Below are 2,187 nucleotides of genomic sequence, written 5' to 3'. Positions count from 1 at the left end.
TCTTGACTCAAGCATTAATGCAGTACGATCTTCAAAGCTAAGATGATGGTATGACAATTTTATATACTCCATAAACCCTTTAAATTAATTAGGTGGTTTATGTCGCACTTCAAGTTTTACTCTGCCCTTACTATGGGAATAATGTATATCAAAAAATAGGTGATTCCCAATTAAAAAAAATGTTGAAAAATTATCCCGTATTTTTTTATCTACATTATTTGATCATTGTGTCAGGTATTTTGGGAACACTTTTGCTGTTATTGGGTTTTATTGCGGATCAGTATTTTTAAAAATTTAGAGTTTTATTGAAAACCGAGCTTAATGTCTCGGTTTTTTTATGGAATGTGGGAGGTGAGCCTAGCAAACATAGTTAATGAGTAAGCGTCCGCTGAATCCCATACCAATTCCTGAACCCAATAAATGGAGTTTTTTTGAACTTAAAACGACGACTGGAACAACTAAGCAAGCCAAAGAAAATATACAAGAAATACGAATCAATGACGGAGAAGTTGCATGGTATTTGGTTAAAAAGACTGAGCCTGTGATGACTTGGGCGCAACGTGTATTTAAAAAGCCATTGACGGAAAAAGATTGGGGAATTTTAAAAGCGAACAATCCACATTTAACCAATTTGGTTTCAATGGGTGTTTTGCAGCCTGGGCAGGTGGTAATTATCTCAAACTCAACCACAGCGAAGGAATTACCTGAATATAAAAAGCAAGCACAACATGCGCATGACAATTTGGAGCAAATGAAGAAGGGTAAAGATTTTGATGCGGTATTCTTCGCCCAAAACTATGAATTTTTTTATGATGCACTACTGCAAGAAAACGCCAAGATTGTTAATAAAAATATCTTTGAAGAAAATGACCATCCCCTAACGATTAAATTTAATAAGCAAGAAGAAGATGGATTTTTTGAGCACAAGATGGCGGTTGATGCTTCTTTATCATTGGTTGAGGGACAAGCGCATCGGGTTTACAGATTACATGGTGAACTCGCTCTAAAGTATGCCGAAGAACAAGCCAAAGGCTCAGGGTTAGCAAACCCTAAAAATTTTACCCAGTTCAAACAGAAGTATGCAAACTTGTATAGGGAGTTAGATAACGAAGGAACTAAGAAATTCTTGCGTTGGGATCAGTCGATTAAAACTACCAATATGCGCCGTATGTTGAAGCAATCGGCATTGGTTAGAGACAATAACTTTAAAGGTGGACTCAAAGAATACGCCAAACAAATGGGTAAAATTGGTAAGTTTGCAAGTCAGGTTAAAATAGCAGGTTATGTGTCAATTGGTGCGGATGTCGTGAGTTCAGGTGTAAATGTTTATGAAGCGGCGCCTGAGGATAAAGCAAGAACGACAGTGGTTGAAACTACTAAAGTTGGTGTAGGTATTGTGGGTGGTATTTATACCACTGGTCTTGTTATTGGGTTAGCGTCTGGTGGGGTGGGCTTTGTAGTCATAGGCGTCGTAATTTTGTCTGCAGGAGCTGCGGTAAAGGGTGCAAGTGAAATATCGGGATGGATTGCAGGCAAGTCATATGATTTAATTGAGAAAACATTGGAAGATGAATGATAGAGTTTATTATTAAGCTGTACAAAGCTGATCCATCGTTATTCGTTGGTATGATTGGACTTCTTTTAATTGTAATAACAATAGTTCTATATTTTATTTTTTATATTTATATGAATATACATTTGAAAGGTATTTCCAAAATTATTTTTAACAATGAAAAACATTACAGAAGACCTTTAGAGCCTTTTAATTTTATTTTTCTCAGCTTTCTCCCTACAACTTTTTGGAGAGAGATTTTGAACATGAAATATAACAAATCTTTCAAAAGGCTCTATGGAAAAGAGTTTTATTATCGTTTGAATGAGAGTCAGCTCAAAAGGTTGATGTCTGAATATAAAGCATATTTTCTTTTTCAGTATGTAATATTCACCATTACAACCTTTGCATTTATTTTTATGATTTATGCATATATGGTTGGTAATTATTTTAAATAGTTAAAATATTTTACTATAGGAAACCGAGGTAGTTTTACTTCGGTTTTTTTATAGCAGGTTATGTGTCTATTGCTACGGATGTTGTGAGTTCTAGTGTAAATGTATATGAAGCCGCGCCAGAAGACAAAGCAAGAACAACGATTGTTGAGACTGCCAAAGTCGGTACTGGTTTGGTTG

Annotated in this window: 1 protein-coding gene; it reads left to right on the top strand. The window is 35.4% G+C overall.

The annotated features are described in order from the left end of the window. The first annotated feature begins 373 nt into the window (after window positions 1-373). Complete coding sequence (locus FTU50_RS15085; protein WP_257223492.1) at window positions 374-1,576, top strand: hypothetical protein; 1,203 nt, start codon at window positions 374-376, stop codon at window positions 1,574-1,576. Window positions 1,577-2,187: the final 611 nt, after the last annotated feature.

The sequence above is a fragment of the Acinetobacter sp. YH12112 genome, from assembly GCF_013418945.1.
Classification (GTDB): Bacteria; Pseudomonadota; Gammaproteobacteria; order Pseudomonadales; family Moraxellaceae; genus Acinetobacter; species Acinetobacter indicus.
This window is presented reverse-complemented; position numbering and strand designations above follow the sequence as displayed.

Excerpts from the sequence above, each read along its gene's own strand:
- FTU50_RS15085 (WP_257223492.1), top strand. The coding sequence starts at position 374 with ATGAGTAAGCGTCCGCTGAATCCCATACCAATTCCTGAACCCAATAAA.